This window comes from Micromonospora sp. NPDC049081, from assembly GCF_040648835.1.
In the GTDB taxonomy this organism is placed as follows: domain Bacteria; phylum Actinomycetota; class Actinomycetes; order Mycobacteriales; family Micromonosporaceae; genus Micromonospora; species Micromonospora antibiotica.
Genome location: NZ_JBEZEK010000035.1, coordinates 29674 through 53696, shown reverse-complemented (window position 1 = coordinate 53696; position 24023 = coordinate 29674). Strand labels below are relative to the sequence as shown.

At 73.1% G+C, this 24023-nt stretch carries 18 protein-coding genes, 1 pseudogene and 1 riboswitch; of the genes and pseudogenes, 12 read left to right on the top strand and 7 right to left on the bottom strand.

What is annotated here, in order from left to right; translation table 11 throughout:
• Nucleotides 1-67 precede the first annotated feature (67 nt).
• Nucleotides 68-217 carry a hypothetical protein gene (locus tag AB0B63_RS30230; RefSeq protein ID WP_357024935.1) on the bottom strand — a complete coding sequence of 50 codons (150 nt, stop codon included), beginning with the start codon at nucleotides 215-217 and terminating at the stop codon, nucleotides 68-70.
• Between the two features lie 333 nt (nucleotides 218-550).
• Between AB0B63_RS30230 and AB0B63_RS30225 the strand changes: the two genes are divergently transcribed.
• Complete coding sequence (locus AB0B63_RS30225) at nucleotides 551-913, top strand: STAS domain-containing protein (protein WP_067309377.1); 363 nt, start codon at nucleotides 551-553, stop codon at nucleotides 911-913.
• 98 nt (nucleotides 914-1011) lie between these two features.
• Nucleotides 1012-1479 carry an SRPBCC family protein gene (locus AB0B63_RS30220; protein WP_208568907.1) on the top strand — a complete coding sequence of 156 codons (468 nt, stop codon included), beginning with the start codon at nucleotides 1012-1014 and terminating at the stop codon, nucleotides 1477-1479.
• 107 nt (nucleotides 1480-1586) lie between these two features.
• Here AB0B63_RS30220 and AB0B63_RS30215 read toward each other — a convergent pair whose 3' ends face one another.
• The 4 genes and pseudogenes from AB0B63_RS30215 to AB0B63_RS30200 form a co-directional block, all read right to left on the bottom strand.
• The gene (locus AB0B63_RS30215) at nucleotides 1587-2648 is read right to left on the bottom strand and encodes a hypothetical protein (protein WP_357024930.1); all 1062 of its coding nucleotides are present in this window, start codon (nucleotides 2646-2648) and stop codon (nucleotides 1587-1589) included.
• 3 nt (nucleotides 2649-2651) lie between these two features.
• Nucleotides 2652-2783, bottom strand: a riboswitch (cyclic di-AMP (ydaO/yuaA leader).
• 334 nt (nucleotides 2784-3117) lie between these two features.
• Nucleotides 3118-4032 carry a cation diffusion facilitator family transporter gene (locus AB0B63_RS30210; protein WP_219464137.1) on the bottom strand — a complete coding sequence of 305 codons (915 nt, stop codon included), beginning with the start codon at nucleotides 4030-4032 and terminating at the stop codon, nucleotides 3118-3120.
• 221 nt (nucleotides 4033-4253) lie between these two features.
• Nucleotides 4254-6371 (bottom strand): AAA family ATPase, encoded by a 2118-nt coding sequence (locus AB0B63_RS30205; RefSeq protein ID WP_357024927.1) that lies wholly within the window; start codon nucleotides 6369-6371, stop codon nucleotides 4254-4256.
• A gap of 332 nt (nucleotides 6372-6703) precedes the next feature.
• Nucleotides 6704-7594, bottom strand: a pseudogene (locus AB0B63_RS30200) (alpha/beta hydrolase); the annotation flags it as partial.
• 145 nt (nucleotides 7595-7739) lie between these two features.
• Here AB0B63_RS30200 and AB0B63_RS30195 point away from each other — a divergent pair.
• The gene (locus tag AB0B63_RS30195; protein ID WP_357024924.1) at nucleotides 7740-8408 is read left to right on the top strand and encodes a carbonic anhydrase; all 669 of its coding nucleotides are present in this window, start codon (nucleotides 7740-7742) and stop codon (nucleotides 8406-8408) included.
• A gap of 73 nt (nucleotides 8409-8481) precedes the next feature.
• Here the strand turns inward: AB0B63_RS30195 and AB0B63_RS30190 are convergent, their stop codons facing one another.
• Complete coding sequence (locus AB0B63_RS30190; protein WP_088647745.1) at nucleotides 8482-8811, bottom strand: hypothetical protein; 330 nt, start codon at nucleotides 8809-8811, stop codon at nucleotides 8482-8484.
• A 354-nt stretch (nucleotides 8812-9165) separates the two neighbouring features.
• On the opposite strand from AB0B63_RS30190, the gene AB0B63_RS30185 reads away from it, so the two are divergent.
• Both AB0B63_RS30185 and AB0B63_RS30180 read left to right on the top strand, forming a co-directional pair.
• On the top strand, nucleotides 9166-9654 hold the full coding sequence (locus AB0B63_RS30185; RefSeq protein WP_088647746.1) for a DUF3145 domain-containing protein: 489 nt from the start codon (nucleotides 9166-9168) through the stop codon (nucleotides 9652-9654).
• Between the two features lie 463 nt (nucleotides 9655-10117).
• Entirely contained in the window at nucleotides 10118-11839 is a 1722-nt protein-coding gene (locus AB0B63_RS30180; protein ID WP_357024942.1) for a glycoside hydrolase family 3 N-terminal domain-containing protein, read from the top strand.
• A 67-nt stretch (nucleotides 11840-11906) separates the two neighbouring features.
• Here the strand turns inward: AB0B63_RS30180 and AB0B63_RS30175 are convergent, their stop codons facing one another.
• Entirely contained in the window at nucleotides 11907-14600 is a 2694-nt protein-coding gene (locus AB0B63_RS30175; protein WP_357024921.1) for a sugar-binding protein, read from the bottom strand.
• A gap of 414 nt (nucleotides 14601-15014) precedes the next feature.
• On the opposite strand from AB0B63_RS30175, the gene AB0B63_RS30170 reads away from it, so the two are divergent.
• The 7 genes from AB0B63_RS30170 (at nucleotide 15015) to AB0B63_RS30140 (ending at nucleotide 23925) form a co-directional block, all read left to right on the top strand.
• Nucleotides 15015-16178 (top strand): ROK family protein, encoded by a 1164-nt coding sequence (locus AB0B63_RS30170; RefSeq protein ID WP_357024918.1) that lies wholly within the window; start codon nucleotides 15015-15017, stop codon nucleotides 16176-16178.
• A gap of 42 nt (nucleotides 16179-16220) precedes the next feature.
• The gene (locus AB0B63_RS30165; protein ID WP_208568916.1) at nucleotides 16221-17264 is read left to right on the top strand and encodes an extracellular solute-binding protein; all 1044 of its coding nucleotides are present in this window, start codon (nucleotides 16221-16223) and stop codon (nucleotides 17262-17264) included.
• A gap of 161 nt (nucleotides 17265-17425) precedes the next feature.
• Nucleotides 17426-18499 carry an ABC transporter ATP-binding protein gene (locus tag AB0B63_RS30160; RefSeq protein WP_357024915.1) on the top strand — a complete coding sequence of 358 codons (1074 nt, stop codon included), beginning with the start codon at nucleotides 17426-17428 and terminating at the stop codon, nucleotides 18497-18499.
• A gap of 115 nt (nucleotides 18500-18614) precedes the next feature.
• Entirely contained in the window at nucleotides 18615-20396 is a 1782-nt protein-coding gene (locus AB0B63_RS30155; protein WP_357024912.1) for an iron ABC transporter permease, read from the top strand.
• Nucleotides 20393-21457, top strand: a complete 1065-nt coding sequence (locus AB0B63_RS30150; protein ID WP_357024909.1) for a creatininase family protein — start codon at nucleotides 20393-20395, stop codon at nucleotides 21455-21457. The genes AB0B63_RS30155 and AB0B63_RS30150 overlap by 4 nt, the downstream gene beginning before the upstream one ends.
• A complete protein-coding gene (locus tag AB0B63_RS30145) occupies nucleotides 21454-22464 on the top strand; it encodes an amidohydrolase family protein (RefSeq protein ID WP_208568918.1) in 1011 nt (336 codons plus the stop codon). The genes AB0B63_RS30150 and AB0B63_RS30145 overlap by 4 nt, the downstream gene beginning before the upstream one ends.
• Nucleotides 22465-22473: 9 nt before the next feature.
• Nucleotides 22474-23925 carry a lyase family protein gene (locus AB0B63_RS30140; RefSeq protein ID WP_357024906.1) on the top strand — a complete coding sequence of 484 codons (1452 nt, stop codon included), beginning with the start codon at nucleotides 22474-22476 and terminating at the stop codon, nucleotides 23923-23925.
• Nucleotides 23926-24023: the final 98 nt, after the last annotated feature.

Here is a 24023-nt window from a genome sequence, read left to right as displayed (position 1 = left end):
GCCCCCCGCCCGGCCCCGGCCGGCGGGCCGCGGGGGTCCCGGGCCCCCCGGCCCCCACGGCACGGGGCTAGCGGACCAGGACCACCGACGTCGCGCGGGCGAAATCGTCGTCGCCGTCGTCGTCATCGTCGTCGTCCCCGCCACCGCCGAAGCCGCAGGCGAGCACGAGAGCGAGCAGTGCGCCGACGCCGGCCAGGCCGAGCAGTCTCTTGAGCATCGATCCGTCTCCTCGATCGTGGTGACCCATCTCTCGCCCAGGCTAGGCACCAGGCACAACCAGCGACGGGAGGCCGGACGGGGCTCGCCCGACCCTCCGCATCCGGCTCGGAGTGGACCCGGACCGCTACTCTGGGACGGTTGGAACGGTCCAGCTGAGCCGTTCGTCGGAGAGAACAGGACCAGCAACGGTGCGGGAAAGGACGGCCCGGTCCGTCCGGATCCGCGAATTGCTCATCCCGAGGGGTGGCGACCGAGGCCGTCGGAGGAATACTCTCGGTCGCGGCCCGCGTACTGATGAGGCGCCCGGGGACGGGCGAGTGGAGGTGCTCGCGTGAGCCTGTCGATCGTGAAGTCGGTCCTGCCGGCCGGTGTCATCGAGATCGCCCCTCGTGGCGAGATCGATGTCGACACCGCCTACGAGGTACGTGAGGCGATCGCCGAGGTGCTGGCCAAGGGCCGGCCCGCCCGGATCGAGCTCAACATGCGACTGGTCACCTTCATCGACTCCGTCGGGATCAGCGCGATGGTCGCCGGGTTCCAGACCGCCGAGGTCAGTGGGGTCAAGTTGATCGTCACCGAACCGAGCCGGTTCGTGCACCGGCAGCTCTGGGTCACCGGTCTGCTCGGTCTCTTCGGCGCTCCGGAGCCGTACTTCGCCGGTGCCGCCACCCCCGAGGTGCTGCCCGGCGCCTGACCGCACCACCGGCCCCGCCTGACCCCGCTGGCCTGGGACGTTGCCAGTCCGTCCCGGGTGCGGCACGATCGTGCGACCGACGACGGTCAGGAGGCCCGGTGGTCCGGCGGGAGAGCTTCAGCTACACGGTGCAGGCGCGCTGCGCACAGGCGGACGCGGTGGCGCTGTTGAGCGACCTGTCCCGGCAGGAGGAACTGCATCCCCTGATCGTCCGGGTGCGGCGGTTGCCCGCCCGGCCGGGCGCCCTGGCCAGCTATGCGGTCACCGACCGGCTGGAGTTGGGGCCGCTGCGGTTTCCCGTCACCTATCAGGCGGATGTGCTGCAGGTCGGCGACGACGAGATCGTGACGGTGGCCCGACAGCAGCCGGGCACCACGGTCCGCAACCACACCCGGCTGCGGACGGAGGGTGACCTGCTGCGGATCGACGTGGAGATCACCCTCGCCGCGCCGGCACCGTTGTTCGGGTACGCCTTCCGGCAGGCCCGCTCCGCTCACCTGGGGCTGGCCAGCCGGCTCGGCGCGGTGCTGGACGGCCGGGCCGGCGACCCGTCTGCCGCCGGCTGACCCGGGGCCGACCTGCGGCACCGGGCCCGCCCCTGCCGTCGGGCGGTGTTCCGGTGGGCCGTCGGCGGTGTTCCGGTGGCCCGTCGTGGACGGGCCACCGGGCCAGCTCAGTACATCGACAGGTGCACGTGGTTGGTGTGGTCGCTGGACGGGTCGCCGTTGCCCCCGCTGTACGCCTTCCAACCGCTGCTCGGCAGCCAGATCCGCTTGAACCAGATCACGTAGAGCACGCCGAGCCGGTCGGCGTTACGGATGAAGTAGGCGGCGAGGTTGTTGCCGTACGTCCGGTCGCCGCCGCTGGCCACCCCGCCGAAGCCGTTCTTCTGCGCGGCGAAGTCGCACGCGCGGCCCTTGGGGTGTTCACCGGAACCACTGGGACGGTGGCAGGAGACGTACCGGGTGAAACCGGCCGCCTTGGCCTGCTGGAGGGCGTTGAGGGTACGCGGGGTGATGCAGCCGTTGGCCGGGGTCGGGTCGTTGACGCTGCACGACTCGGACGGCCAGGAACCGTCGGAGTTGCGGGGCGCCCCCTTGGCGTTGCTGCTGGACGTGCCCTCCGAACTGCCGGAGTCGTTGGAGGAGGTGGGGGCCGGCTTGTCGGCGGCGGCCACGGCCAGCGCGCGTTCGGCCTGATCCTTCCGCTTGCCCATGGTGGCGACCTGCTTGCGCTGCTCGGTGATCTCCCGACTGACGGCGGCCCGGGTCCGGGCGGCCTGGTCCCGGGTCTCGATCATCTTGCGCAGTTCCTGGTCCTCCCGGGCCGCGACCGTCTCCAATGCCGACGCGCGGTCCATGAAGCCACCGGGGCTGTTGCTGTTGAGCAGGGCGGACATCGGCCCGAGGCGGCCGGTGCGGTAGGCCGCTCCGGCGATCTCGCCGACCTTGCCGGTCTGCGTGACCAGTTGCGCCTCGATGGTCTTGAGCTGGCCGTCCAACTCCTGCTGACGTCGGGTGGAGCGCTCGAGGGCGGTCTTCGCGTCGAGCCACCCCTTGCTGGCCGCGTCGAGCTGGTCGCGCAGGGCCGGGGTGCCGCCCTCCTCGTCGTCGCCGGGGGCGGCGAGGAGGGTGGTGGGCGCGGCGACGGCCGGGCTGAACGGCGCGGACGACACGCCCAGGGCGAGCGCCGTGACGACTGCGGCCAGTAGTCGCGTGGTGGTGCGTACGTGCATGTGATGTCCTTCCGTCAGCCGCCGACCGGGTTAGCTGACGGGTTCGGGACGGAAGATCCCTACCGCTGACGCGGATGCACCCCAGGAACGTGGTTCCCCGGTTCGCCCTGGTGGGCGATTAGGCGGCGGCCACTGCCGGCGCCGGTGGGCGCCGCCTGGCGGTGGCCGGAGCCGAGCCTACCGGTACGCGTGGGACAGCTGCCTACCTCGTGACTGAGGGTACGAGAGTGAATACTGCCAAAAGGTGCGAACGGTGCAAATTGCCGTTGATCTACAGCGCGATTCCCGGAGAGTGAGCCGGACCACCGGGCACGAGACGGTGGTCGGGTCGCGGGCGGTGGGCTGCCGGGCGGAGGCGCCGGCCGGGTCGCGCAGGCGGTGGCCGGGTCGCGCAGGCGGTGGCCGGGTCGCGCAGCGCCGGACCGCCGGGCACGAGACGGCGGCCCGGTCGCAGGGCGGCGGCCGGGGGTCACCAGTGGGTCGGGCCGCATGCTCCTGGGGTCGCTCGGGGCTCGATCTGGAGAGTGGCGTGCTCGATGTGGAAGTCCTCCCGCAGGGCGCCACGGGCGGCGGCGAGCACGGTGCCGGCCTCGGCGTCGCCGGCCAGGGTGAGGTGGGCCGAGGCGACGTCCATGCCGGAGGTGAGCGTCCAGACGTGCAGGTCGTGCACCTCGGCGACGCCGGGCACGGCGGTCAACCGGTCGTGTACGGCGGTCACCGGGAGATGCTCCGGGGCGGCCTGCACCAGGATGCGCACCGCCGCCCGCCCGAGCCGCCAGGTGCGGGGCAGGATGAACACGCCGATCGCCACGGCGACCACCGGGTCGGCCCACCACCAGCCGGTGCCGGCGATCAGCAGCGCCGCCGCGATCACGCCGAGGGAGCCGAGCAGGTCGCCGACCACCTCCAGGTACGCCCCGCGCAGGTTGATGCTCTCCTTGGCCCCCTCGCGCAGCAGGCCGAACGCGACGAGGTTGGCGAGCAGGCCGAGCACCGCCACCACCAGCATCGGGCCGGCCAGCACCTCGGGTGGCTCGCCGAACCGGCGGACCGCCTCGATCAGCACGTAGATCGCCACCCCGCTGAGCAGGACGGCGTTGGCCAGCGCGGCGAGCACCTCCAGCCGGTAGAGGCCGAAGGTGCGCTGCGGGTCCTGCGTGGCCCGCCGGGTGGCGGTGATCGCCGCCAGGGCCATCCCGATGCCGAGGACGTCGGTGAACATGTGGCCGGCGTCGGAGAGCAGGGCCAGTGAGCCGGTGCCGAACGCGGCCACCGCCTCGACCACCATGAACACGGCGAGCAGTCCGAAAGCCGCCCAGAGTCGACCGCGGTGCCGGTGTGCGGCGTTACTGACCGTCGCACTGTGGTCATGACCTGCGCCCACGTCCACACCTTCCGTCGCCGCTGCGGACCCGGTCCAATCTATGCTCACATCGCTATGTATGCAAGTGACGGCCGGGCCTTCGGCCAGGAGCGACAGCAGGGGCCTTCCACCCAGCACGAAGCGGGGTCGCCGACGACCCAGCACGACCAGCGGGGTCGCCGACGACCCGGAAACGTCGGTGGGGCCCTCGACCAGGGGCCGGGCCGATCGGGGCCGGTGGCTCAGCCGGTGGGGTCGATGGTGGTGAGGCGCTGGGTGGCCCGGGACAACGCGACGTAGAGCGTCCGTACCCCCGAGCCCGGATCGGCCCGGATCTCCCCGGGGCAGACCAGCACCACCCCGTCGTACTCCATGCCCTTGGCCTGGAGACTCGTCACCACCTGAAGCCGCGCCCCGCCCCGGTCGCCCAACCAGCCGGCGACCTCGTCGCGGCGCGGCACCGGCGTGATCACGCCGACCGTCCCGGCCACCTCGGCCAGCACCGCGTCCACCGCGTCCACCGTCGCCGGGGCCAACTCCGCCGCCGGCACGTGCAGCGCCACCGGCTCCACCCCGGTGGACCGCACCGCACTCGGCAACTCCAGGTCGGGATAGAGCCGGCGGATCTCCGCCGCCGCCACCGCGAAGATCTCCGCCGAGTTGCGGTAGTTGGTGGAGAGCGTGAACCGGTGCCGCCGCCGCCGGCCCAGCGCCTGGTCCCGGGCCCGGTCCAACTCCTGCTGGTCGCCCGTCCAGGCGGTCTGCGCCGGATCACCCACCACCGTCCAGGAGGCGAGCCGACCACGCCGGCCGACCATCCGCCACTGCATCGGCGAGACGTCCTGCGACTCGTCCACCACCACGTGCGCGTAGTCCCGGTAGTCCTCGGGCCGTTCCCGGGCCGCCGCCCGGGCCGCGCGCTGCCGCTCACCGAACGTGCTCAGCTCCCGCACACCGCCGGCCAGCTGGAACGGGTCCCGGTTCGCCTTCTTCGGCCGCACCGGCCGGCCCAGCAGGGCGTCCAACTCGTCGAGCAGGGCGATGTCGGCCACCGTCAACCCCTCGACGTCCAACGACCGGTACGCCGCGACGAGCAACCCGATCTCCGCCCGGGAGAGGATGCCGGCCGCGTACCGGTGCAGCCGTTCCGGGCGGGCCAGCCAGCCCAGCACGTGCCGCGGATGCAGCCGGGGCCACCACGCCTTGAGGAACTCCCGGAACTCCGGCCGCTCGATGATCTCGTCCTCGAAGGCACGCTGCTCGGGCAGCCCACTGACCGCCGACCGACGGGCCTGCGCGTAGAGCGCGGCGAGCACCCCGTCGAAGCCGACCCGGCGCACCTCGTTACGGCGGGCCCCCCGGTGCAACGCCCGGTCCCGGATGCCGTCCAGCTCACGCCGCTCCAACCGCAGCAGCGTCCCCCGGTAGAGCAGCCGCAGCTCCTGCGGGCCGTCCGGCACCGCGTCCCGGGCCGCCCGCTCCAACACCCGACGCATCCGCAGCGAACCCTTCACCGCCGCCACCTCGGGCCCGTCCGTACGGGTCGCCGACATGCCGGGGAACAGCGACCCCAGCGAGTGCAGGGTGGCGGTCTCCTCACCCAACGACGGCAGCACCGAGGCGATGTACTCCACGAAGACCGCCGACGGGCCCACCACCAGGATGCCGCCGCCGCCGTACCGGCTGCGGTCGGCATAGAGCAGGTACGCCGCCCGGTGCAGGGCCACCGCCGTCTTCCCGGTGCCCGGCCCACCGGAGACGATGGTGACCCCCGAACCGGGGGAGCGGATCGCCTCGTCCTGCTCCCGCTGGATGGTCGCGATGATGTCCCGCATCCCCCGACCGGTCGCCCGGGACAGGGTCGCCAGCAGCGCCCCGTCACCCACCACCGGCATGTCCGGCGGGGCGGCCTCCGGGTCGAGCAGGTCGTCCTCGATCCGGGTGACCTTCTCGTCCGACGAGCTGATCGTGCGCCGCCGCACCACGCCCAGCGGCTCCGCCGGAGTGGCCCGGTAGAAGGCGGCGGCGGCCGGGGCCCGCCAGTCCACCACCAGCGTCTCGGCGTCGTCACCGCGCACCCCGAGCCGTCCGACGTGCAGCACCTGCCGGTCGCGCAGGTCCAGCCGGCCGAAGACCAGCCCCTCGTGCTCGGCGTCCAACAGGTGCCGCCGCTGCGCGGCGTGGAACACCATGGCGTCCCGCTCCACCAGCGCACCGAAGGTACCGACCCCGGCCATCCGGTAGCCGTCCCGCTCGGCGCGGGCCGCCGCGCGACGCAGCTCGGCGAGCCGGGCGTACACCCGGTCGAGATGCCGTTGTTCGGCGGCGATCTCCTGTTCCAGGGTGGTCTGGTCGGTCAACGTACCGGCTCCTGTGCGACGGCGACGCCGGGCACGGGTGCATGCCAGGCGGAATGAGGGTACGGGCACCCGCCCACCCCGCGTCGGGGCGATACCCGTCCGGCGACCTCCACCACCTCCACGGGGCCCCAGGCCGGTGGTCCTTCCCCGTCCCGGACCGACCGGGGAAGTGGGTGGACGTGGCCGGGGGCGGGGGCCGTGTGTCGCCCGGCGGTTCAGCCGGTCGGCCCGGTCCTCGCCGGGACGACGGCGGGCCGGCGAGGACCGGGCGGCGGCGGCGCGGCGGCCGTGACCTGGTCCGCAGGGTCGCGCCCGGCTCGCCGGCCGGCGGTCAACACCCGGTGCAGCACCCCGGCGAGGGCGGCGTTCACCTCGTCCGGGCGTTCCATCATCAGCATGTGCCCGGCACCCGGGCAGACGGTCAGCTCGGTGGCCGGCAGCGCCGCCGCGATCGACTCCGCGCACGGCGGCGGGGTCAACCGGTCCCGGTCACCGACCAGTGCCGCCGCCGGCAGGTGCGCCAACGCGGCCAGGGTGGCCAGCCGGTGCTGGGCACCGATCGAGGCGCGGAAACCACCGATCGAGCGCAGCGACGCGCGGGCCACCGCCGAGGTGACCAGGCGGATGTCGGAGCCGGAGCACCGGTCACCGAAGAGCATCCACCGGATGCTCGGCGCGAGGGCGCGCAGCAGCGGACGAGGTGGCCGCCACGAGCCGCACCGGGCCAGCACCCCCGCCCCGGTGGTCTCGGCGAGCCGGATCAGCCGGGCGATCCGCGGCGACAGACCGTACACCGTGTGGGTGTGCCCCTCGGCGGTGGTGGAGACGAAGACCAGCCCGGCCGTACGGGCGGCGAAGTGGGCCGGATGCCGGTGGGCGTACTCCATCACCGTCATCCCGCCCATCGAGTGCCCGACGAGCAGCACCGGCCCCGCCGGGGCGACCTCGTCCAGCACCGCCGCGAGGTCGTCGCCGAGCTGGGCCAGGGTCGCCGTGCGCAGCGCCATGCAGCTGGACCGGCCGTGCCCCCGGGCGTCGTAGGTGACCACCCGGATCCGGTCGCCGAAGCGGGTGCGCAGGTCGGTGAGCTGCCGGTGCCAGGCCCGACCGTCGAGCGTCCAGCCGTGCAGCAGGACCACGGTCACCTCGGCCCCGACCGGGCCGGTCACCTCGACGTGCAGGCGTACCCCGTCGGGCAGCCGCAACTCCCGTCGCTCCGGCATCGCCACCTCCCAGGCACCCGGGACACATTCACCGGCGTAACCCGGCGGTAACACCGGCTACCCGACATCAGACCACGCCAACCGTGTCGGTGAGAAGATTCCCGACCCGCCCGCACGAGGTCGGCCCGGCGGTCAGTCTGTAGCCATGCCGAGTCCGCCCACCGGGGCCGCCCGGACCCCCGACCGGCCGTCCGCCGACGCCGGGCCGCCCCGGGCCGCGCGCACCCCCCGGGCGGCGCTGGCCGATCTGCTCACCGGCAACCGGCGCTTCGTCAGCGGCCGACCGGTCCACGGGCACGACGTGACCGCCGCCGCAGCCGTGGCCTCCGGCGACCAGCAGCCGTACGCGGTGCTGCTCGGCTGCATCGACTCACGGGTGCCGCTGGAGGCGATCTTCGACCAGACCTTCGGGTCGATCTGCGTGATCCGTACCGGGGGACACGTGCTCGACCGGGCCGTGCGGGGCTCGATCGAGTACGTGGTGGCGCAGCTCGGGGTCACCCTGGTGATGGTGCTGGGGCACGAACGGTGCGGCGCGGTCGCCGCGACGGTGGACAGCGTGCGGACGGGCCGGCGTCCGGACGGTGACCTGGGCTACCTGGTCGAGCGGATCACCCCGGCGGTGACCGAGGCGGGGCCGCACGACCCGGCCGTGCACCCGCTGGCCGTACGCCGGCACGTCCGCCGTACGGTGCGGGCGCTGCGCGCCGACGACATGCTGGCCGGCCCGGTCGCGGCGGGTGGGGTGGACGTCGTCGGCGCCCTGTACGACCTGGACACCGGCGAGGTCACCCTGCTCGACGACGGAGCCTGACCCGGCCGGCGCAGACGCGCAACCGCCCGCCGGGGTGACCCGACGGGCGGTTGCGGTCGTGCTGGGGGAGGGCTCAGCCCTCGAAGACGCCGGCCTCGACGAGACGCTTCTCGGTCTTGTCCCACCCGTGGTCGGGGTGGGTGGCGGCGAGGTTGCTGATCTCGGCGCGGATCTTGGCGGCGTGACCGGCGGTGGCCAGCGTCCGGATCTCCTCGACGAAGGCGTCGGAGTCGGTACGCAGGTGCGCGGTCTTGCCGTTGGTCAGGTTCCGCACGTAGGCGTGCTTGCCGCCGTTGAGCGGGATGAGGTACTTGAACTCGCCCAGCACGCTGAGGGCGCCACCCTGGCCAGCCTGGCCGGCCCGGACTGACGCGCGCGCGGTCTTCGAGGTGTTGCTCGCCACGGAGATGCTCCTTGCAAGACGTACGGGAGGACGGGGAACGTCCGGGGGCTGTAGCGGGTGACGCCCGGTGGTCGTCTGACGCTCGGTGGTCGTCGGACGCCCGGGTGGGTCGTCGGCCCGCGAAGTGGTGCGACGGCACAGAACCGCCCAGAGAAATATACACGACCACGGTGCCTGGCAGCTCACCGTGCCCGTCGGAGTGCACAACCCCGGTCACCGGTCCGGGTATTTCCCGCCGGCGAATTTTCCGATTCCCTGGCGCACCATCCGTCACAGCAGTCATCATGTGTGGCAACAGCCACTCGGGTGTCGAGGTCGTAGGGGAAGACGCACCTCGCCCTCCGGGAGGTCACCGTGCCAACGCGTGGCGTCGTATACGTCCACTCGACCCCGCTCGCCGTGTGCTCGCACGTCGAGTGGGCGATCGCGCGCGTCCTCGCCGCGCCGGTCAACCTGCACTGGACGGCTCAGCCCGTCGATCCCGGCGCCCGCCGGGCCGAGTGCGGATGGACCGGCCGGCCGGGGACGGGTGCCGAGCTGGCTGCTGCCCTGAGGCAGTGGCCCATGATCCGTTTCGAGGTGACCGAGGAACCCAGCACCGGCGCGGACGGCGAACGCTTCATGCACGTGCCCGGCCGGGGCCTGTTCCGGGCCGCGGTGGGTGCCGCCGGCGACATCCAGCTCGGCGAGGACCGGCTGCGCAGCATCATGGCCTCGGTACGCCCGGAGGCCCTGGCGCACGCCCTGGACAAGGCGATGGGCACCGCCTGGGACGCCGAGCTGGAGCCCTACCGCTACGCCGGGGACGGCGCGCCGGTGACCCTGCTGACCCGGGTCGGCTGACCGCAGCCCGCCCGCGCGCCGTCGCATGTGCCGATGCGGTCGGCGTGACCGTCCGGGTGTCGGCACCTGCCGGCCCGTCTCCGTGCGATGCCTGATGCCCACCGGTCTCGTCTCCGGGCACCCCGCCGACGACCCCGTGTCGGCTACTCCCGGAGCCACGTCCCGCAGAGAGCCTTATGCCTGTCCGTCATAGATATGACGGACAGGCATAAGGCTCTCTGAGAGGTCGTCCCCACCCGAGGCGCACGCACGCCCGGGCCGACCCGTTTCGGCTGGATTTCACGGCGAGCGGCCAGCCAGGGGTAGCCGCCCGCCGGGCGGTGGCGCCGGGTGAATCCGCTCACCCGGACCGGCCGCGTCCCGCCCGGGACCCGCCGGTGAGCCGGACACCCGGTCGGGGAGGGGCACTCCGCACCCACCGCCTGACCTGGTCGGGTTGCCGCTGATCTCCGGCGGGGGTTGGATGGGCCGGGTGCCGATCTCCCCGCGACGTGCCGGCGTCGCCGTCACCGCCCTGACCGCGCTGCTCGCCTCCGGATGCGCGGGGGAGGGACAGGCTCCCGCGCCGGTCCGCCCCGAAGCCACCCCGACGTCCACCGCGTCCGTCGCCGCCGACGACCCCGCCGGCCGGGCCGCCGCGCTGGCCGGCACCCTCGGCGACGAGGACCTGGTGGGCCAGGTGCTGATGCCGTACGCGTACGGCAGTTCGGCGACGACGGTGACCCCCGGCTCGGCCGCCGGCAACCAGGCCCTCGCCGGGGTCGACACCCCCGCCCAGATGATCGCGAAGTACCGGCTCGGCGGGCTGATCCTGGTCGGGTTCAGCGCCGACGACCCCACCTCCGGCAACCAGTCCACCACCAACGTCGACAATCCGGCCCAGGTGAAGAAGCTGACCGCCGGGCTGCGCGAGGCCGCCGGGAAGCTGGCGGCCGGCCCGGCGCCCTTCCTGGTCGGCACCGACCAGGAGTACGGGGTGGTCACCCGGATCACCGACGGGGTGACCACGCTGCCCAGCGCGCTGGCCGCCGGGGCGGCCGACGACCCGGCCCGGACCGAGGCCGCCTGGAAGGCCGCCGGCACCGAGCTGGCCGCGATGGGGGTGAACCTGGACTTCGCCCCGGTCGCCGACGTCCTGGCCACCCGCAGCACGGTGATCGGCTCGCGGTCCTTCGGCGCGGACCCGAAGCGGGCCGCCGCGCAGGTCGCGGGCGCGGTCCAGGGGTTGCAGAGCGCCGGGGTGGCGGCCAGCGTCAAGCACTTCCCCGGGCACGGGCTCAGCGCCGCCGACTCGCACCAGGAGGTCCCGGTGGTCGGCCAGCCCCGGGCCGAGCTGGACGCCACGGCCTTCCCGCCGTTCCGGGCCGGCATCGACGCCGGGGCGATGGCGGTGATGTCGGCGCACCTCGACGTCACCGCCGTGGACCCGGGCACCCCGGCCACCTTCTCCCGCAAGCTGCTCACCGACGTGCTGCGCGGCGAGCTGGGCTTCCAGGGGGTGGTGATCACCGACGGGATGAACATGCCGCCGGCCAAGCGCTACCCGCCGGGCGAGGCGGCGGTGAAGGCCCTGCTCGCCGGCAACGACCTGATCCTGATGACCCCGAACGTCGGCCAGGCGTACGACGGGTTGCTGGCCGCGCTGCGCGACGGCTCGCTGCCCCGGGACCGGCTGGTGGCGGCGGTCACCCGGGTGTTGACCATGAAGTTCCGGCTCGCCGACCGGCCGACGCCGGCGATGTCCACGCTCGACAGCGCCCCGCACCGGGCCGCCGCCACCGCGCTGGCCGCCGCGGCGGTCACCCAGCTGCGCGGGAAGTGCGGCGTCGCGGTGTCCGGCCCGGTCACCGTCACCACCTCCGACGGGCGGGACAAGACCCGGGCGACGCTCACCGCGGCGTTGACCGCTGCGGGCGTGCGGGTGGTGGCCAAGGGCGGCACCCGGGTGCACCTGGTCGGCTACGGCGACGGCCCGAAGGATCTCGCCGCCGACGCGGCGGTCACCGTGGCGATGGACACCCCGTACGTGCTGGAGAAGGCGACCTCGCCGACCCTGCTGGCGACCTACTCGTCCAGCCGGGCTTCGATGACGGCGCTCGCCGGGGTGCTGGCCGGCAAGGCCCGCCCCACCGGTCGTTCCCCGATGCCGCTGACCGGGCTGCCCGCCACCAGTTGCACCGGCTGACCCCTGACACCGGCGTGGCCGGCCGCCGACGGAGTCGACGACCGGCCACGGGTCACGCGGTGGCGGATCAGTTCAGCGGGACCTGCTGCGCCACTGCCGCGCCACCGGACTCGAAGGCGGCCAGCAGCGACGTCGGGGTGCCCCCGCTGACCGGGACCGTCACGGTGACCCGGTCACCGGCGGCCAGCCGTACGGTGTGCTCGCCCCGGGCCGTGTCGCCGTCCCAGGCGTACAGGTAGGCGGTTCCGGCCCGGTCGGCACGCAGGGTGACCTGCACGCCGTCGGTGACCCGGTGGGCCGAGGTCAGCCGCAGCGCCGAGTTCTTCAGCCTCGGCACGGCGGCCGGGGCCACCCCGTCCACGGCCGACTGGGCGATGGTCTGCGGGCTGTGCACGCTGCGCGCCGAGGTGTCCGGGAACACCGGCGTGCTGGGCTGCCGGGCCGCCGGCTGGTAGCCGGGCAGGGTGGCCAGGCCGTAGCGGTACGGGTCGGCCCGGACGCCGGTGAAGGTGGACCAGCCCAGCCGGGACTGCGAGCTGAGGTCCTGGGTGTCCGAGTCGTAGACCAGCACGTTGAAGCCCATCCGGGCCGGGTCCACCGCGTCGGGCAGCACCGCGAACGGGATCATCGTCTCGATGGTGTAGCCGGTGTACGGGGAGCTGACCTTGCTGACCACGGTCATCCCCGGTGCGGTGGTCGCCCCCGGGCCCTGCCGGTTGTCGGCGTCACGCTGCCAGCACGGCGGGTTGCCGTTGGCCGGGTCGTCGGTGATCGGGAAGATGCCCGCCTTGAACACGGTCGAGGTGTCCGTCGAGTTCCCCTTCGGGTCGACGATGATCTCCACGCTGTCGGTACGGCGCTGCCGCTTGCAGTCCTGCGGGACCACCTTCTTGCCCAGCACGTCGTCGGTGACCTGGACGATCACCTTCAGCCCGTCGGCGGTCCAGGCGATCCGACCGGTCGCCGAGGCGTCCTGCGGGGTCGTGGCCTGACCCTCCCAGATGCGGGAGAAGTCCAGCTCCGGGCCGGGGTACTCGCCGGGCGAGGCGACCCCGTCGACGGTGCCGGCCCCGGCGGCCGGAACCTCGGTGGTCGGCACGATCTCCAGTGCGCCGGTCTCCACGGTGCTGCCGGCGGCGCTGGTGGTGGTGATGGTGATGCCGCAGTCGCCGTCCGTGCCGCCCTCGTTGGCGGTCGGCAGGGTGGCGTCGGTGTTGGTGACGGTGAAGGTGACCGCCCCGGTCGCGCCGGGGGCCAGCGCGGGGTAGCTCTTGGTGGCCGCGTCGGCGGTGAAGCCGGCCGGCAGGCCGAGGGTGACGGTGCCGGAGCGGCTGACCCGGCCGTGGTTGCGCAGGTCGATGCGGACCGACCGCTGCTTGCCGGAGCCGATGGTGAGCACCGGCTTGATCAGGGTGTCCAACTGCGGGTATCCGCCGTCACCGGCCCAGGTGCGGAACGTGCCCACCTCGGGCAGCGGCTCCAGGGTGCCCCGGACGTCGGCGACCACCCGGACGGCCCGGTCGGTGCGCCCGGCACCCTGGCGGGTGGTCAGGGTGGCCCCGATGAGCTGCTGCTGGTTCGTGTCGGCGTCGGCCGGAACGGTGACGGTGAACTTGCGGGTCCGCTCCTTGCCCGACGGCACGTCGTTGGCGAGCACGCCGGAGCCCTTGGCCTTCCAGCCGGCCGGCAGCCGCAGGTCGATCCGGGGCTTGACCAGGGCGCGGTTGTGCGGGGCGCGCAGGTGCGCGGTGACCTCGACGGTCGCGCCGGGGGCCAGGTCGAACCGGTCGGTGGTGAGGTACAGCTCGGTGCCCTTGGGCAGGCCACCGGTCACCGGCGGCAGCACCGAGCCGCGCAGGATCGCCTCCGGGGAGGTGTCCGCCGGGTCGTACGGGACGCGGCTGTCGATCAGGGTGTAGAAGTCGCACCGGATCTTGGTCGGGTCGGTGGGGGCGGCGGCGGTGCCGGCCCAGCCCTGGGTGACGTACTCCCGGCGGGCGTCGACCTCGATCTCGGCCCAGGTCTTCCCGTTGGCGCTTTCGGTGCCCTCCCAGACGCCGAAGACCTGGTCGGTCGGGACGGTGGGGGTGAAGCTGGTCGCGCACTGCGGGCCGGCGGCGGAGGTGCCGGTGCCGCCGCTGCGCAGGAACTTCGCGGCCCGGAACGGGCTCAACCCCTCGGCGCTGAGCTGCTCGGGGAAGGCGTTCGGGTCGGCGGCGGCGGCGAACGCCTCGGCGGCGAACCGGGCGGCCTGCTGGTGGTTGCCGTGGTTGCCCGGGGTCGGCGACGGGTTCATCGTCATGATGATCTCGGGCCGGGTGGTCCGGATGACCCGGACGATCTGGCCGAGGGTGTCGTCGTGGCCCCAGATCTGCTCGGACAGCGGGGCGGACGCGGTGTACCAGAAGTCGACCCGGTCGAGGTTGTAGAGGTTCTCCACGCCGGCCTTGCCGATCGCGGTGCGTTCCTCGCGTTCGCGGATGATGCCCAGCGGCGGACCCTCTTCGAGGCCGACGGCGTTGCCGCCGCCCTCGCCCCGGGTGATGGTGACGACGCCGGCCTTGGCGCCGTACTTCTCCTTCCACTGGCCGAGGGTGGCGAGGCTGCCGGCTTCGTCGTCGGGGTGGGCGCTGACGAAGAGCACGTCGAGGTCGACGGCCTTGGGCGGGCGGACGTCGGCCGGGGCGGCGACGGCGGTGGCGGGCGCCCCGGCCACAGCCAGGGCGAGTGCGGTGGGTAGCAGGAAACCCTTGATGCGCATGCGGATCCTTCCGGGACCACGGTGTCCGGGCAGCGACCGTCCGCGTCGGACGCGGGGCGTCCGACGCGGGGTCGTCGGTGGACGGTGAGGCGGCGGGAACGGGAACGGTGGGCGTCGTCGGACGCGGTGCACCGGGTACGGCAGCGGTACGGGTTCCGTACACACTGGAAGGCCTTCGCCCGGTGACGCTAGGGACCACCGCAGCGGCACGTCAATGCTTTGGAAGGTATTTCTTTCTTTGCAGAAGAAATAAAGTACGCCCTGTCCGGGATGTCCGGTGAGATTCCGCCACGGCCGGCCCGTCCCGGGCGTCGGCCCCATCGCGGATGTCGTCGCTGCTCCGGTGCCGTCTGCGTGCTGGTCGAGACGGACTTGTTACTTGACTCTTTAATTCGTTCGCCGTAGGAAGGAAGTGTGACAGACGTGGTGACGCCACCAACGAGCCCGGTGAGCCGGGAGCGGTCGAAGGAGATCAAGCGGCTTTCCGTGATCTCCACCGCCCGCCAGGTCCGGGTGCTCTCCCGGGCCGAGCTGACCGAGCTCACCGGCCTGAGCCCCGCGACGCTCACCCCGCTCGTGCGTGACCTGATCGCCGAGGGTTACCTGATCGAACGCGGTCCGGGTGCCTCCCGGGCCGGCCGTCCCCGGGCGATGCTGGAGTTCAACCCCCGCGCCGAACTGGTCGCCGCCGTCTCGCTGGAACCGTCCCGGATCAGTTGCGAGATCGCCGACAGCGACGGCGCGGTGGTCGCCCACCGCACGGTCCGGCTGACCGGCGACATCGTCGACACCATCTGCCGGTCGGTGCCCGAACTGGCCGGCGACGGGCTGCCGGCGCTGCGCGGGGTGGCCATCGCCGCGCCCGGCGTCATCTCCGGCGGCGCGGTCCGGCTCGCCCCCTCGGTCGGCCAGATCGAGGGCCGTCCGATAGGGGAGTCGGTCCAGCGGACGCTCGGCGTACCCGTGGTGGTGGACAACGACGTCAACCTGATGGCGGCCGGCGAACACGCCGCCGGCGCCGGCACCGACGTCGCCGACCTGCTGCTGCTGCACGTCGCCGACGGCATCGGCGCGGGCCTGGTGCTCGACGGCCAGGTCCGGCGGGGGGCCCGGGGCGCGGCCGGCGAGGTCGGTTTCCTGCCGCTGGACCCGGCCGGCCGGGGACACGACGGCATCGGCCCGTTCGAGGCGCGCTGGTCGGAGAACGCGATCGCCGAACGGGTGGTCGCGCTGGCCCCCGGCCGCCGCCCCGAGTCGCCGGTACGCGCGCTGGTCGAGCTGGCCGTCACCGATCCGCGCGCCGCCGGCTACCTCGACGAACTGCTGCACGCCTGGTCCCGGCTGATCGTCTCCTGCGTCTGCGTCATCGACCCGGGGCGGGTGCTGCTCAGCGGTGCCGCCGCCGACCTCGACGACGCCGCCGTCGGCCGGCTCCAGGACCTGGTCACCGCCGCCGCACCCAGCACCACCGAGGTACGCCGGGCCGTCCTCGGCGACCGGGCCGTGCTGCACGGCGCGGTCAGCTACGCCCTCTCCGCCGCCGCAGCCGGGTTGCCCACCCTGTTACCGGCCCCCTGACCTGCCCTGCCTCACTTCTCCCCAACCCCTCGGAGGTACCCCATGAGACGTCGACTTCTGCTCGCCGGAGCGCTCGCCACCGTCCTCGCCGCCGGCACCGCCTGCGGTGGCGGCTCGGACGACACCGCCGCGGGTGAGACGGAGAAGCTGACGATCTACACCGCCCGCGACAAGAAGGTCTCCACCTTCGTCGTGGACAAGTTCACCGCCAAGTACCCCGAGTACAAGGGGAAGGTGGAGATCCTCAACCTGGGCGCCCAGGAGATCCTGGAGCGGGTCCGGGCCGAGAAGGCCAACCCGCAGGCCGACGTCTGGTGGGGCGGCACCCAGCAGGGGCTGTCCGCCGGTGCCGGTGAGGACCTGCTCACCGCCTGGCAGCCCGCGTTCGCCGGCAAGATGGACGCCAAGTACAAGGACGCCGAGGGTCGCTGGTTCGGTGAGATCCTGCTGCCCGAGGTCATCATGTACAACAACAAGGCGCTCACCCCGGAGCAGGCCCCGAAGGACTGGGACGACCTGCTGAAGCCGGAGTGGAAAGACAAGATCGTCATCCGCGACGTGGCCGCCTCGGGCACCATGCGGTCGATCTACGCCGCGATGATCATGCGGCAGTCGCCGGACGGCAGCAACCCGCAGCCCGGCTACGACTGGCTCAAGAAGCTCGACGCCAACACCGGCGCGTACGCGGCCAACCCGGCCGACCTCTACCTCAAGCTCTCCCGCCAGCAGGGCACGCTGAGCGCCTGGAACCTGCAGGACATCCTGCTGCAGGCCAACCAGTCCAACATGCCGTTCGGCTACGTGATGCCGGCCTCCGGCGCCCCGGTGCTGGTCGACGGGCTCGCCGCGGTCAAGGGCGGCAACAGCGCCGGCGCGCAGAAGTTCATCGAGTTCCTCTTCGACGACACGCTCCGCGCCGACCTGGCCAAGGACTACTACCAGATCCCGGCCGTGGAGATCGCCCAGCAGCCGGAGTGGCTGGCCCAGCTCAACCTCAAGCCGCTCGACGTCAACTGGGACATCATCGGCAAGAACGAGACCGAGTGGATCAACCACTGGAACAGCCAGATCAAGAACAAGGGCTGACCCCGTACGGGTGCCGGGGGCCGTCCCGCCCCCGGCACCACCCGTCGCGCCGCCCACCGGGCGGCCCGTCTTCGCAACCGTCATCCGTTTCCCCGTGCCCACGGGCCCGGTCCCGCCACCCCGCCCGGCCAGGTCCGGTACCGCATGAAGGAGAGGACATCATGATCGATGTCACGCTGGAGTCGGTGAGCAAGCGCTTCGCGCGTGCCGGCGACACCGCTGCCGTCGACGACGTCGACATCAGCATCGCCGCCGGGGAGTTCTTCACCCTGCTCGGGCCGAGCGGCTGCGGCAAGACCACCACCCTGCGGATGGTGGCCGGGTTCTACTTCCCCACCTCGGGGCGGATCCGGTTCGGCACGGAGGACGTCACCCACCGGCCGCCGAACAAGCGCGACACCGGCATGGTGTTCCAGAACTACGCCCTCTTCCCGCACATGTCCGTCGCGCAGAACGTCGCGTACGGGCTGAAGATCCGCAAGGTGGGGCGGGCCGAGTCCGCCCGGCGGATCGAGGAGGCCCTCGGCCAGGTGCACCTCGCCGGCTACGGCGACCGCCGGATCGACCAGCTCTCCGGTGGCCAGCAGCAGCGGGTGGCGCTGGCCCGCGCGCTGGTCATCCGGCCGCGTACCCTGCTGCTCGACGAGCCCCTGTCCAACCTCGACGCCAAGCTGCGCGAGGAGACCCGGGTGGAGATCCGGCGCATCCAGCAGGAGGCCGGCACCACCGCCATCTACGTCACCCACGACCAGTCCGAGGCGATGGCGATGTCCGACCGGATCGCCGTGATGGAGTCCGGCCGGGTCCGGCAGATCGGCGCCCCGCAGGAGATCTACCACCGGCCGGCGACCGCCTTCGTGGCCCGGTTCATCGGCCGCAGCAACGTGCTCAGCCTGCCGGTGGTCACCGCCGCCGCCGAGACGGTCACCGTGGGCCTGCCCGACGGCAGCGAGACCGCCGTCGCCGCCCCCACCGACCACGGCCTGCGCGCCGGGGACACCGCCCTGGTCTCGGTACGCCCCGAGCACCTCGGCCTCACCTCGGCCACCGAGGTCGGCGCGCTGACCGGCCGGGTGACCGAGGTGGAGTTCACCGGCATGGCCACCAACCTCGTGGTCGAGGTGGCCGGCGAGCCGGTGCAGGTCGCCGCGATCGACGTCCCGGACGGCATCGCCGTCGGCGACCAGGTCGGCCTGCGACTCAACCGCCAGCGCATGTGGGTGGTCACCCCGTGAGCGCGAGGAGTGAGCCGGTTTTGCGAGCCCCGCAGTCGCGAACTGAGGTGACGCCCGTGAGCGCGAGGAGTGAGCCGGTTTTGCGAGCCCCGCAGTCGCGAACTGAGGTGACGCCGTGAGTACCATTCCCGCCGCGCCGAGTGCGGCGACCGTGCCGCCGGTCACCCAGGATCCCGTCCCGCCGAAGGTCGACCGGCCCCGGCGTGGCCTCAACGCCAACTCGCCCTGGTTTCCGTACCTGCTGGTCTTCCCGCTGGCGCTGATCCTCTTCGGCTACGTGGTGCAGCCGATGTTCGCCACCTTCGCCGAGAGCGTCGGGGTGGAGGGGGTGGCCAACTACACGGAGTTCGTCACCGGCTCCGGGGTGGCCCGGTCGGCGCTGCTCACCTCGCTGATGATCTCGGCGGCCAGCGTGCTGCTCTGTGGGATCGTCGGGGTGGCGATGGCCTTCCTGCTCAAGCGCTTCTCGTTTCCCGGGCGGCGGCTGATCGAGGCGATCATCCTGGTGCCGGCGGCGCTGCCGCCGCTGATCGGGGCGATCTCGTTCCAGCTGCTCTACAGCGAGACCGGCATCCTGCCGCGCGGCCTGCAACAGCTCCTCGGCACGGAGAACCCGGTGCTGCCGTTCACCGGCATCGCCGGGGTGCTGGTGGTGCACACCTTCACCATGTACCCGTTCTTCTACCTCGCCGCCTCGGCCGCCCTGGTCGGGATGGACCCGTCGGTGGAGGAGGCGGCCTACAACCTGGGCGCGAGCCGGGTACGGGTGTGGCGCACCGTGCTGCTGCCGATGCTCACCCCGGCGCTGGTCTCCGCGTCGCTGCTGGTCTTCATGACGTCGCTGGCGTCGTACACCGCGCCGTTGCTGTTCGGCGTGGACCGCACGATGACCATGCAGATCTACATCAACCGCACCAACGGCGACCTGCCGATGGCCTCGACCTACGCGTCGGTGCTGGCGGTGTCCTCGGTGCTGTTCCTGCTCGGGATGCGCTGGTACGAGGGGCGGCGCAGCTACCGCTCCCAGTCCAAGGGCGTCGCCTCGCACCGCCGGGAGATCACCAACCCGCTCGGCAAGTGGCTGGCCCTGGTCGCCTCGGTGCTGGCCACCATGGTGCTGCTCGCCCCGGTGGCGACGATCGCCCTGGTCGCCTTCTCCCTGGACGGCTCGTGGACCACGGAGGTGATCCCGTCGGAGTACACGATGCAGAACTTCGTCACGATCTTCTCCGACCCGGGGGCGTACCGGCCGATCCTCAACTCGTTGCAGATGAGCCTGCTCGCCACGGTCGGCTGTGTGGTGGTCGGTGTGCTGATCGCGTACGCGGTGCGCCGGCTCGACTTCCGGGGCCGGGGGCTGCTCGACGTGGCGGTCATGCTGGCCTGGGCGCTGCCCGGCACGGTGGTGGCGATCAACCTGATCTCCGCGTTCAGCACGGGTAACGCGTTCAGCTTCGGTCAGGTGCTGATCGGCACCTTCTGGATCATGCCGTTGGCGTACTTCGTGCGGTTCCTGCCGTTGGTGTTCCGGTCGAGTTCGGCGACGCTGGCGCAGATCGACCCGTCGTTGGAGGAAGCGGCCCGCAACCTCGGCGCCCCCTGGTGGCGGGCGTTCGGCACGGTCACCCTGCGGCTGATGCTGCCCGGTGTGCTGGCCGGCGCGCTGCTCGCCTTCGTCAACGGGGTGGGCGAGTTCGTCGCCTCGGTGCTGATCTACACCTCGGAGACGGCACCCATCTCGGTCGAGATCAACAACCGGATGTACTCGTTCGAGGTCGGCACCGCCGCCGCGTACGGCATGCTCCAGGTGGTGTTGATCTTCTTGGTGATGGTGTTCTCCGGCCGCCTGCAGAACGGCGGCCGGGCCACCCGGGAGGCGGCGAAGTGGACGGCGTGACCTGGCCGACCGGTGGCGGGCTGCTGCCCGCCACCCGGATTCCCGGCGGCGAACTGGCCGCCGTCGCGGCGGCGGCGGACTACGCGGTGCTGCCCGTCGGCGCCGTCGAGTGGCACGGCCCGCACCTGCCGCTCGGCACCGACCTGATCCTCGCCGAAGGCTTCGCCGCCGAAGCCGGCGGCACGTCCAGCCCGGCCGCCGGGGCCGGCGGCACGTCCAGCCCGGCCGCCGGGGCCGGCGGCACATCCGGCCCGGCCGCCGGGGCCGGCGGCACATCCGGCCCCGCCGCCGGGGCCGGTGGCGCTGTCGCGTCGGCCGCCGGGTCCGCGCCGGCCGCCGGGTCCTTGGGGGATACGACCACCGGCTTCCCCGGGCCGCGCGGGGTGCTCTTCCCGGCGGTGCCGTATGCGGCCTGCCCGGGGCAGACCCGGCCCTGGCCGGGCACGGTGTCGATCCGGCCGGAGATCGCCGTCGGCTACCTCGCCGACGTGATCGAGGGGATCGTCGCCGCCGGTTTCCCCCGGCTGCTGATCGTCAACGGCCACGACGCCAACATGTCCACCGTGCGGGCCGCGATGGAATGGGTCTCCGGCCGGCGAACCGCCAGCCTGCTGCTGGTCAACTGGTTCCAACTGGTCACCCCGGCGGAGACCACCGAGCTGTACGGGCCGCTGACCGCCCGGGGGCACGGCGGCGCGTACGAGACCTCCGGGGTGCTCGGGTTCGATCCCGGCGCGGTCCGCCTCGACGCCGTGACCGACCTGCCGCCGAAGCCGAAGCTGCCGGTCGGCCATCCCTACGTGCTGGTCGAGTCCCGTCCCGACCCGTGGCAGGGCTGGTCCGGGCACATCTCGCTGGCCTCCGAGGCAGCCGGCCGGCAGGTCCGCGCCACGGCCGGCGCGCGGCTGCGGGAGATCGTCGCCGCCTGGGTGGCCGCCCCACCGCCCGCCCCACCCACCGCCGACCCGCTACCCGACGCGACGACCGACGGGCCGACCCCGGCCGACGGGCCGACCCCGGCGGCCGGTGACCCGACGACGGTGACCGGGGGAGAGCGGTGAGCGTGGACCGGGGACTCGACATCGTCGACTTCCACCTGCACTTCCGCATCGGCACCGACGAGACGATCCACGCCTGCGAGGACGCCGCCGGGATGCACCCCGGCGGGGAACACGAGCGGGCCGTCCGGGCCGCCGGCTCCGCCCCGTACGCGAAGGCGTGGCGGCAGGCGTGGAGCTTCCCCGACCCCGAGCCGCCCGCCCCACGCTGGCAGGACGAGGCCGACCGGTGGGCCGACGAGCTGCGTGCGGTCGGGGTACGGCGGGCGGTCTTCGTCACCGGCGGCGGCAACGACACCGTCGCCGACGTGGTCGACCGGCACCCGGACCTGCTGCTCGGCTTCGCCCACCACGACCCGTACTCGCCGGGGGCCGCCGCCGAGCTGGAACGCGCGGTGACCGAACGGGGGCTGCGCGGGCTGAAGCTGTTCGCCCCGCTGCTACGCGGCCCGCTGGACCACGCCGACCTGGACCCGCTGTGGTCCACCGCCCAGCGCCTCGGGGTGCCGGTGCTGATCCACATCGGCCACTACGGCAGCGCCGGCGGCCTCTCCTTCGGCCGGTACGGCGGCCCCGACGAGCTGGCCCGGATGGCCCGCCGCTTCCCCGAGCTGAACGTGGTGGTGCCGCACTTCGGCGTCCAGCACGTGCAGGATCTGCTCTTCGCCGCCTGGGGCTGCCCCAACATCCACGTCGACACGTCCGGCTCCAACCAGTGGGTGCGCTGGATGCCGTACAAGCTGACGTTGGAGGACCTGTTCCGCCGCTGCTACGAGACGATCGGCCCGCAGCGCATCGTGTACGGCAGCGACTCGTCGTGGTTCCCGCGCGGCTACGTCACCCGCTACCTCGACGACCAGTTGCGGGTCTGCCGCGAGCTGGGGATGCCCGACGACCACCTCCGGACGATCTTCGCCGGTAACGCCGAACGGCTGCTGGGCCTGACCGACCGACCAGCCGAGAACCCGGGAGCCGGCCCCCGCGCCGCGTCCCGGCCCGGAAGGAAGTAAGGAACCGCCATGAGCGAGCTGACCACCTACCAGCGGCACCACCTGGCCCCGACCTACGACCACCACGTCGGGCACCTCTACCCGGCGATGGTGCGCGCCAGCCAGGCGCACGTGGTGATGCTGACCGAGCAGGGCCTCGTCCCGGCCGAGCGGGGTGCCCGACTGTTGCGCGGGCTGGCCACGCTGCGCGCCGACGACAGTCCGGCCCCGGCGTTCGACGGCAGCTTCGAGGACACCTACTACCTGCTGGAGAAGACGCTCGCGCAGGCGTGCGGCGTGCCGGCGTCCGAACTGGACGTGCAGATGGCCCGCAGCCGCAACGACCTCGACGCCGGGGTGTTCCGGATGCTGCTGCGCGGCCAGCTCCTCGACGTGCTGGACCGGGTGCTGACCACCGGCCGGACCGCCCTGGACGTCGCCGACCGGTACGCCGACGTGGTGATCACCGGTTACACCCACCGCCGGCCCGCCCAGCCCACCACCATCGGGCACGCGCTGGCCGGTTACGCCGAGGCGCTGGCCGGTGAGGCCACCGCGTACGCCGACGTGATCGACCAGCTCAACGTCTCGCCCCTGGGGTCCTGCGCGTTCGCCGGCACCGACCTGGACATCGCCCCGGCCCGGGTGGCCGAGCTGCTCGGCTTCGACGGCCTGGTGACCAACTCCTACGAGGCGGTCGCCGGGGCCGACCACCTGGTGCGGGTGGGCACCCTCAACGCCCAGGCCCTGGCGACCGGCGCCCGGCTGGCCCGCACCCTGATGGACTGGCTGACCTGGCAGTGGGTGGCCACCCCCGGCGACTTCACCCAGGGCAGCAGCATCATGCCGCAGAAACGCAACCCGGTGGTGCTGGAGCACCTGGTGTCGATGGCCGGCGCGAGCGCCGCCGACGCCGCGTCGGTGCTCAACAACGTCGGGGCGGCCTGGTGGGAGGACTCCAACAACGCCACCACCGACGTGCAGGTCCGGCTCTGGGACAGCAACGACCGGGCGGACCGGTTCTTCGCCCTGGTCGGCGGCTTCCTCGCCGAACTGGAGCCGCTGCACCCGCCGACCCGGGAGGAGATCGTCGCGTCCGGGGCCACCACCACCGCGGCGGCCGACGCGTTGACCCGGCACGGGGTGCCGTTCCGGGCCGCCCACTCGGTCGTCGGCCGGCTGGTCCGGGCCGGTGCGCCGGACACCTGGACCGCCGAGGGGGTCCGGGCCGCCGCCGACGGGCTGACCGACCGGCTGACCGACGACGCCGTCGCCGACCTGATCGCCGCCGCCGTCCAGCCCGACCTGGTGCTGGACCGGGTGCAGGTGGACGGGCCGGGTGCCGCCGCCGTCCGCGCCCAGGTCGGCACCCTGCGGGTCGCGTTCGACGCCGTCGCCGACCGGCTCGCCGCGACCCGGGACCGGCTGGCCCGCGCCGACGAGGCGCTGGACACGGTCGCCGCCGAGGTGGCCGGCCGGTGAGCGCGTCGATCCGACGATCCGGCTCCGGTCCGGCCCGGCTGTCCGGCGGGGCACCGACGCGACCGCGGTCGACGGTGGTGACCGGACGGTGGACCAGG

Bases quoted from the DNA above. Each gene is read 5' to 3' on its own strand.
- AB0B63_RS30230 (WP_357024935.1), bottom strand. From the start codon at position 217: ATGCTCAAGAGACTGCTCGGCCTGGCCGGCGTCGGCGCACTGCTCGCT.
- AB0B63_RS30215 (WP_357024930.1), bottom strand. From the start codon at position 2,648: ATGCACGTACGCACCACCACGCGACTACTGGCCGCAGTCGTCACGGCG.
- AB0B63_RS30195 (WP_357024924.1), top strand. From the start codon at position 7,740: ATGCCGAGTCCGCCCACCGGGGCCGCCCGGACCCCCGACCGGCCGTCC.
- AB0B63_RS30180 (WP_357024942.1), top strand. From the start codon at position 10,118: ATGGGCCGGGTGCCGATCTCCCCGCGACGTGCCGGCGTCGCCGTCACC.
- AB0B63_RS30175 (WP_357024921.1), bottom strand. From the start codon at position 14,600: ATGCGCATCAAGGGTTTCCTGCTACCCACCGCACTCGCCCTGGCTGTG.
- AB0B63_RS30165 (WP_208568916.1), top strand. From the start codon at position 16,221: ATGAGACGTCGACTTCTGCTCGCCGGAGCGCTCGCCACCGTCCTCGCC.
- AB0B63_RS30160 (WP_357024915.1), top strand. From the start codon at position 17,426: ATGATCGATGTCACGCTGGAGTCGGTGAGCAAGCGCTTCGCGCGTGCC.
- AB0B63_RS30140 (WP_357024906.1), top strand. From the start codon at position 22,474: ATGAGCGAGCTGACCACCTACCAGCGGCACCACCTGGCCCCGACCTAC.